At 69.3% G+C, this 8,298-nt stretch carries 5 protein-coding genes; 2 read left to right on the forward strand and 3 right to left on the reverse strand.

Annotation, left to right across the window (positions count from 1 at the left end; all coding sequences use genetic code 11):
* The first annotated feature begins 157 nt into the window (after positions 1-157).
* Complete coding sequence (locus tag VF794_RS27690) at positions 158-1,393, forward strand: metal-dependent hydrolase family protein (protein ID WP_331115505.1); 1,236 nt, start codon at positions 158-160, stop codon at positions 1,391-1,393.
* A gap of 13 nt (positions 1,394-1,406) precedes the next feature.
* Here VF794_RS27690 and VF794_RS27695 read toward each other — a convergent pair whose 3' ends face one another.
* From VF794_RS27695 to VF794_RS27705, 3 genes are read right to left on the reverse strand one after another with little or no spacing between them, the layout of a single operon-like run.
* Positions 1,407-2,003: a YfiR family protein gene (locus tag VF794_RS27695; protein ID WP_331115507.1), complete on the reverse strand. Its 597-nt coding sequence runs from the start codon at positions 2,001-2,003 to the stop codon at positions 1,407-1,409.
* A 48-nt stretch (positions 2,004-2,051) separates the two neighbouring features.
* Complete coding sequence (locus tag VF794_RS27700; protein WP_331115509.1) at positions 2,052-4,277, reverse strand: TonB-dependent receptor; 2,226 nt, start codon at positions 4,275-4,277, stop codon at positions 2,052-2,054.
* 7 nt (positions 4,278-4,284) lie between these two features.
* Positions 4,285-6,645, reverse strand: a complete 2,361-nt coding sequence (locus tag VF794_RS27705; protein ID WP_331115511.1) for an ATP-binding protein — start codon at positions 6,643-6,645, stop codon at positions 4,285-4,287.
* 319 nt (positions 6,646-6,964) lie between these two features.
* Between VF794_RS27705 and VF794_RS27710 the strand changes: the two genes are divergently transcribed.
* Positions 6,965-8,298 (forward strand): ATP-binding protein (locus tag VF794_RS27710; protein WP_331115513.1); only part of this gene is annotated, 1,334 nt, incomplete at its 3' end.

Raw genomic sequence — 8,298 nt, forward strand, 5'->3', positions numbered from 1 at the left:
TTGGCAAGGACGCCTCCTCGGTCGTAGAGGACGAGTGAGGCTGGGGTCCAGGGGGAGGGACCTGTGATAGGTCGCTCGGCTGCTACTCTTCCTCCCCCTGCCCACCATGCGCTCCCTGCTCGCCCTTCTCGTCGCGATCCTCTGTGTCGTGCCTCTCATGGCATCCGCTCAGGCGCCCGCCGCTCCCGCCTCGTACCTCCTGCGTCCCGCGCGGGTCTTCGATGGCGTCTCCGCGAAGGCCCAGGAGGGGTGGGTCGTCCTCGTCCGCGGTGACCGCATCGTCTCCGTCGGTCCCGCGGCCCAGGTGGCCGCTCCCGCTGGCACCGAGGTCGTCGAGCTTCCCGGCACCACCCTCCTGCCCGGCCTCATCGAGGGGCACTCGCATCTGCTCCTCCACCCCTACAACGAGGCTTCCTGGAACGATCAGGTGCTCCGCGAGTCCCTCGCGCTCCGCGTCGTCCGCGCCACCAACCACGCCCGGGACACCCTGCTCGCCGGTTTCACCACCGTGCGCGATCTCGGCACCGAGGGCGCCGCCGATGCCGATGTCGGGCTCAAGCAGGCCATCCAGCAGGGCCTCATCCCCGGGCCCCGCGTGCTCGCCACCACCCGCGCCCTCGTCGCCACCGGCTCCTACGGCCCCAAGGGCTTCGCCCCCGAGTGGCACGTCCCCCAGGGCGCCGAGGAGGCCGACGGGGTCGACGCCCTCATCCGCGCCGTCCGCGGGCAGATGGGCAAGGGCGCGGATTGGATCAAGGTCTACGGGGACTACCGTTGGGGCCCTCGCGGCGAGGCGCTCCCCACCTTCTCCCTCGAGGAGCTGAAGCTCATCGTCAACACCGCTCGCGATGGGGGGCGCCCCGTCGTCGTCCACGCCAGCAGCGCCGAGGGCATGCGCCGCGCCGTCCTCGCCGGCGTCGAGAGCATCGAGCACGGGGACGGCGGCACCCCCGAGGTGTTCAAGCTCATGGCCCAGCACGGCGTCTTCTTCTGCCCCACGCTGGCCGCCGGGGACGCCATCCTCCAGTACGGCGGCTGGAAGAAGGGCACCGACCCCGAGCCCGCCGCCATCCAGCAGAAGCGCGCCAGCTTCCGCGCCGCCCTCGCCGCCGGGGTCTCCATCTGCAACGGCAGCGACGTGGGCGTGTTCTCCCACGGCGACAATGCCCGCGAGCTGGAGCTCCTCGTCGGCTATGGCATGACGCCCCCGCAGGCCCTCAAGGCCGCCACCTCCGTCAACGCGCGCATGCTCCACATGGAGGATCGCCTCGGTCAGGTGAAGGAAGGGCTCCTCGCCGACCTCGTCGCCGTGGAGGGCGACCCCACCCAGGACATCTCCTCGGTACGCCGCGTGCGCTTCGTCATGAAGAGCGGCACCGTGTACCGACGTTGAGCGAGGTCGAGGTTCACTCCTGCCCTGGGCGGGGCTCGACGAGCTGGGAGAGGCTGAGCAGGCCCGCGTCGAGGTCCGCTCCTTCCGCGCGGACCGCCGAGAGGTGCACGAGAATGACGGGGGAGTTCCCCTTGCGGCTCAAGCCGATGCCCAGCCCCCGGTTGACCTGGGCTTCGCTTCCGGTGATGGACAGGATCGAGAGCTGCCGCGTCACCCGGGAGATGAGCTCGGATTGGGCCTCCAGCCCCTCGCACGCGTAGAGGGCCACCACACCCTGGCGAGAGAGCTCCTCCTGGAGCTGGGCGGCGTTGCGGAAGCCGATGCGCAGGACGCGCAGCGGGTGGCCCGCGATGGTTCTTCCCCTCGCCGCGGCCTCCATGGCGGTGCCCAGCTCCTGTCCCCCACGTGCCGAGTTCGTATCGCCCTCCTGATGCAGGATGGCGATGGTGAGCGGAGGCGGGTGCGAGCTCATCCGCCGGTCATAGGCGAGAATACGCACCATCAAGGAGGCCCGCAGCGTGGCGGGGAGTTCCTCGGCGTGGGCGGGCGCCGTGGTGAGCACCAGCAACAGGGGGACCACGATGCTCAAACGCAACCAGACTGCCGGCATGAAGGACGTACTCCAGTCTCGTGATGAGGGCGCTGAAGTCATAATCGCCTAGAGATCGAACTCCAAGCTGGCGTAGAGGCGCCGGCCCTCCATGCGGTAGTCGAAGGGGAAGTCGCCGCTCTTCACCAGGTAGCTCTCGGCATCCAACAGGTTGGACACCTTCACGCCCAGGGCGGCCCAGTCGTTGAGCTGGTAGCGAGCGTTGGCATCGAAGCGAACCCATGCCGGCACGCTCGTGGGCCGGGCGGCCACGAAGGCCGGGGTCACACTGTCCCCCTGGCGGCGGTGGACGGCGCTCTGGTAGCGGCCCTGGAGGGACAGGGTGAAGCCTCGCACGCTGTAGCTGAGCCCGGCCTTGGCCAGGTGGGCGGGAGCCCAGGTGAGGTGCCCCGCCGAGGCCACGGAGCCCCCGTTGTCATCGGTCTCCGCCAGCAGGTGCACGTAGGTGTAGTTGCCGAAGGCCTGCAACTGACCGTACCCACCGAAGTCCACGTCCCCCAGCAGCTCGGACTCCAGGCCCGCGTTGCGTCGGGAGAACAGGTTGCTCGACAGGTTCGCGTCGCTGTAGCCGATGAGGTGGTCGAACTGCGAATGGAACAGGGTGCTGCGCCAGCTCAAGTGGGGGCTGACGGTCCAGTCCGCGTTGAGATCGAAGGTCGTCACGTTCTCGGGGCGGAGCATGTCGATGTTGGAGCTGAGCATCCAGGTGTTGGCGCCGAAGATCTCGGCGGGCGCCGGGGCCCGGAAGGCCCTGCTGGCCTGGGCCTTGAGGCTCAGCGAAGGGCTGGGCGAGTACACCAATGCCAGTCGGGGGCTGAGCTGATCGTACGACTTGGAGCGCGTGGGGGACTCGGGGAGCCGTGGCTCGCGGTAGCGGAAGAACTTCAGGTCGTAACGCAGCCCCACCGTCAGGGACAGGGGCATGCCCAGCAACCGGCTCCAGGCGAGCTGGGTATAGGCGCCCACGTTGTTGACCGGCTGGCCGAGGACGCCCTCGTAGAAGGGCCCGAGCGGCACCAGGAGGGTCGGGGCGGGGGAACCCTCGTCCTCGTTGAACAGGTCGGTGTTGGCGTAGTGCACCTCGTCGCCGTCATAGAGGAAGGCCGAGTACTCCAGGCCGCCGAGCAGGGTGAGATGCTCGGCCAGCTCGCCGGAGAGCTGGGCCCTCCCGAAGAGCTCGTCCATGCGGGTCTCCAGCACCTCGTTCACCCCGGCCGGGTAGTGCCCGTCGAGCGCGCCGTTCGGGTAGAAGCGGACGTTGCGCTCGAACTCGTGTCGCTGGAGCTTGAGCACGTACTCCTGGCGGAGCCGGCGCTCGGGGGGCGACTGGTAGCGCAGCACCGCGATGTGGCGCCGGTCGTGCATCGGCCCGTCGACGTCAGGGGCCCAGTAGAGCCAGCCATGGCCCGTGCTGTGCTCCCAGGACTGCAGGTGGTACTGCAGGGACAGCCCCTCCAGGGCCTTCCTCGCCTCCAGCTTGAGGAAGAGGTAGTCGCTGCCGTGGGGGTCGTGGATGCGGAAGCGCTGGAGCGCCCCCGTGTCGTCGGTCCTCCCCGAGCCGTCATAGGACAGGTACGAGTACCCGTTCGTGCGCAGGTGCTGGAATCCGAGGACCGCCGAGACGTGCTCGGACACGGTGACGGCCATCGCGTCCGCGCTCACCGTGCCCCGATCTCCGAGCATCAAGCGCGCCTCGCTGTTGACCTCCAGGCGCTCATCCTCCCGGAGGGTCCTCGGCGAGGAGACGGTGTTGATGGCCACCACGCCATTGGTCGCGTTGGAGCCGTACAGGGCCGAGCCGGGGCCTCGGATGATCTCCACGCTCTTCACCAGGAAGAGCGGGGTGATGTCCCAGGTGAAGGCGCTGCCCGCCTCGTTGTCATTCATCGGGATGCCATCCACCAGCAGCAGCAGGTGGTTGTTGTTCCACCCTTCCGAGAGCCCTCGCGCGCCCACCACCGTGCGCTCGTAGTCGTGAGCGGGGAAGAAGCCGGGCTGGCTGAAGAGGATGTCCTGGAGGCTCATCCAGCCGAACCTCCGGATCTGCTCACGGGGTACCACGGAGACCACGCCCGGGGCCTCCCTGACCGGCTGGAGCTGTTTGGAAGGGGCGGCCAGCTCCAGTTGGAGCAACTCCTGGAGCGAGAGCTCGTGGGACCAGTGTGGCTCGGTGGGCGCGTCCGAGGCGGGCTGGGCGGCGGAGGGGCGGGAAGCGAGGACACCTGTCAGCAGCAACAGGCCGAGGACTGACACGTGGGGGGCGGGGCGGGGCATACGGAGTTCAATCCAGGGAGGCGGAAGGGAGGCGGGAGGCCGTGGCCCCCCGCTCCAGTCGCTGGAGGATGCGTTCGCGGAGGTGGTCGGCGTCGACGGGCTTGCTCAACACCCGCTCCTGATGCCGTTCGAGGAAGGCGCGGGTCGTGTCGGTGAAGGCGCCGCCGGTGAAGAAGATCACCGACTCCGCCTGCGCGGGGTACAGCCGCTGGAGCTCGGTGAAGAAGTCCATCCCGGTCATGTCCGGCATCATCAGGTCGCACAGGATGATGTCGAACGCGGCGCCCTGGAGGACCCGCCCCAGCGCCTCCCTGGCGCCGAACGCCACGGAGACATCGTGCTCGCGCCCCAGGGTCCGCCGCAGCGCCGCCCCCACGAAGGGATCGTCGTCCACCACCAGCACCTGCCCTCGCCGCGACCCCGGCTGTGACCGCGCGCGCTGTGCTTGCGCGTGCTTCACGGTGGCGCTGGTGGGGGGAAGGACGACCGAGAAGGTGCTGCCCTGTCCCAGCTCGCTCTGGACCTCGATGCGCCCGCCCATCGCGGTGATGATGCCCTGGCAGACGGACAGCCCCAGCCCGGTGCCGATGCCCACCGGCTTGGTGGTGAAGAAGGGGGTGAACAGCCGGCCACGCACCTCGGGGGACATGCCACTGCCGGTGTCGGTGATGTCCACCCGCACAGCCCCGTCCTCGCCCAGCCGCGTCGTCACCCGGATTTCATGCCGATCCGCGGCGCCCGCCGGGATGGCGTGGGCGGCGTTGATGAGCAGGTTGAGGAAGACCTGGGCCAGGCGGACCTCGTTGCCCTCGACGGGCGGAACCTCCCGGTAGTCGCGCACCAACCGGGCCCGGTGGCGGATCTCGTTCTGTGCCATGCTGATGGCCGCATCGAGGGGCCCCTGGACGTGCAGGGGCTCGCGCCGGTCCTCATCCCCGCGCGAGAAGGACTTGAGGCTCTGGACGATGTGCTGCACGCGCGAGCAGCCCTCGCGCGCCTCGGCCAGCGCATTGGCCACCTCCTGCCAGATGGCCTCCATGCCCTCGCTCATGTCGGGGGGACAGCCCGGCATGAGGGTGGTCCGCAACTCGGGCATCTCCTGGAGGACGAACTGAATGTTGGCGGTGACGTAGGCGAGCGGGTTGTTGATTTCATGGGCCACGCCAGCGGCGAGCGTGCCCACGGAGGTGCGCCGGTCGGCGACGATGAGCTGCTCCTGGGTGCTGTGCAGCTCACTCAGGCGCTCGGCGAGCTCCTGGGTGCGCTCGGCCACGCGCTGCTCCAGCTCGAGGTTGCGCGCGCGGACGCGCTCCTGGGCCAGCCGCTCGGTGATGTCCTGGAAGTAGAGCCCCCAGCCGAAGCGGGTGCCCTCGTGGCTCTGGATGGGAGCCCGGTAGGCGGTGAGGGTCCGTCCATCCAGGAGCGAGAACTCCAGGGGAGCGCCCGCGGGCTGCTCCCGCTGGAAGTCGGCCAGGCGCCGCAGCGTCTCGGGCTCCTTGAGCGCGGGGGCCAGCGCCCGGAGCACCTCCTCCAGGGGCCGCCCTTCCAGCCGCTCCGGCGGCAACTGCCACATCCGCAGCAGGCGCTGGTTGTGCGCCAGGACCTGCCCCGACTCCGAGACGGTGAGGATGCCCTCGGAGGAGGCCTCGCTCTGCGATTTGATGAGGGCCTTCTGCTCGTACAGGCGGCGCAGCATCCGGGACAGCGCGGCGGCGAGGGTGCCGGTCTCGTCGCGCCGGGTCAGGTCGAGCTCGCTCTGCGCGCCCAGCTCCCCTTCGGAGATGCGCAAGGCCACCTGGGTGACGCGCCCCAGCGGGCGGACCAGCAACGTCCCCACACCGAAGGCCGCGAGCACGCCGAAGGCGAAGATGAGCGCGGAGATGCTGGCCGCCAACCGCAGCGTGTGCTGACCTTCCTGGCGCAGCTCGGCGAGGCTGAAGCCCACCAGCAACGTGCCCTGTTGCCCACCTCGGGTCTGGATCCGCACCCGGGCCAGCACCTCCTGCCCGAGGATCCGCGCTCCCTCGGGAATGTCCATGAGCCGGGCGGGGGCACGCTCCGGGTGCCAGGCCGCCAGCGGCGAACCGTCCTCGCGCAGCAACAGGCCGTAGATGGCCTCGGGAGTGGAGGCGAGCGTCTCCAGGTGGTGCTGGCCGTTGGTGGCATCGCCGAAGTCGAGCGCCGGCTCGGTGGCGCTGGCCAGCAGCTGGGCGATCCCCGTCGCGCGACTGAGGACCCAGTGGCGCGCCTGGGCGTCCATGCGCGCCGGGAAGAAGGCGAGGAAGAAGAGGGCGAAGGCCGCGAAGAGGAGGGCGACCAGGATGACCAGACGGGCGCGCAGGGAGAAGTGGCGCGGCTCCAGACTCATTCTAGGAAGCCTTCCAGAGGTGTGTGGAGGGACTCGACGGGACCGAAGGTCGGTGGGGGACGGGGTCGCATGGTGCTGCGCGTGGCGGTACGTCACCGGCTACGTGTGTGGAATTGGACGATAGCACTGGTCCCGCAACGCGGGAAAAACCGGGGAGTCCATGCCAGATTTCATCTTGAATCCAACAATGAGAATGAGCACCCCTCGTGTGTTTTTCCATCAGGGCTGCATGATTACCCGGCAACCCGTGCCCCCCAAGGCATGATGCCGCGCTGCGTTCTGTGGTGGTCCGCACCCGGTAGAAAGAAAAGAGAAGGTCATGAGTACCGGCCCCAGTGCTCCCGTGCCCCGAGTGCTGATCATCGATGACACGCCGAGCATCCATCAGGACTTCCACCTGATCCTCTCGGGTCGCAAGGACGGCGCGCCGCTCGATGAAATGAGTGAGATGGAGGTGGCCCTCTTCGGTGTGGAGTCGCCCCGCCCCAAGGGGCACAGCTTCGAGGTGGACTCCGCCCTCCAGGGTGAAGAGGGCATCGAGCGCGTGTGCGCCGCGTTGAAGGAGGGGAGGCCGTATTCCGTGGCCTTCGTCGATGTCCGCATGCCGCCCGGGATGGACGGGGTGGAGACCATCGAGCGCCTCTGGCGGGAGGACCCGGACCTCCAGGTGGTCCTCTGCTCGGCGTACACGGACTACTCCTGGGAGCAGGTGGCGCAACGGCTGGGCATCAGCCAGCGGCTGCTCATCCTCCGCAAGCCTTTCGACAGCATCGAGGTGCGGCAGATCGCCCACGCGCTCGCCGAGAAGTGGGAGCTGCTGCGCCGGGACCGCAGGCGGATGCAGGAGCTGGAGCAGGCCAACGCCCGGCTGGAGCAGGCCAACGCCCTGCTGGCGCGGGAGGCGGAGGAGCGCAGGGTGCTGGAGTCCCAGCTCGCCCACGCCCAGCGGCTGGAGGCCCTGGGGAGGCTCGCCGCCGGGATGGCGCATGAGGTCAACAACCCCCTCAGCTTCATCATCGCCAACCTCAACCATGTCTACCGGGAGCTGACCGCCAGGCAGTCCGAGGAGGACGTGGGAGAGCTCCAGGAGGCCTGCCACGATGCGCTCCGAGGCTGCGAGCGCATCCGGCGGCTGGTGCAGGACGTGCGGATCTTCGGCCGCGTCAGCAACGCTCCCACCAGCTCGGTGGACGTGGGCGAGGTGCTGGAGGAGGCCCTCGCCATGGCCGGCATCGCCAAGGTGCCGGGGCTCCGGTTCGAGAGGGCGCTGCAACCGGTGCCGCCCGCCGTGGGCGACGAGCACGGTCTGGGGCAGGTCTTCCTCAACCTGCTCATCAACGCCGCCCAGGCGCTCAAGGGGAAGCAGGGGGCCGTCGAGCCTTCCATCCGCGTGGCCATGGGGCTGCATTCCGACGGCCGGGTGAAGGTGGAGGTCCAGGACAACGGCCCCGGCATCGCCCCCGAGCACCTGGGCCGCATCTTCGAGCCCTTCTTCACCACCAAGCCGGTGGGAGAGGGCACGGGACTGGGCCTGTCCATCTGCCACGGCATCATCTCCGGGCTCGGCGGCGAGCTCACCGTCGAGAGCCAGCCGGGCCAGGGCGCCACCTTCCGCATCCTGCTGCCGACGGCGCCCGCCCGTCCGTCATTATC

Origin of the sequence: Archangium sp. (assembly GCF_036389735.1) — a bacterium.
GTDB lineage: Bacteria > Myxococcota > Myxococcia > Myxococcales > Myxococcaceae > Archangium.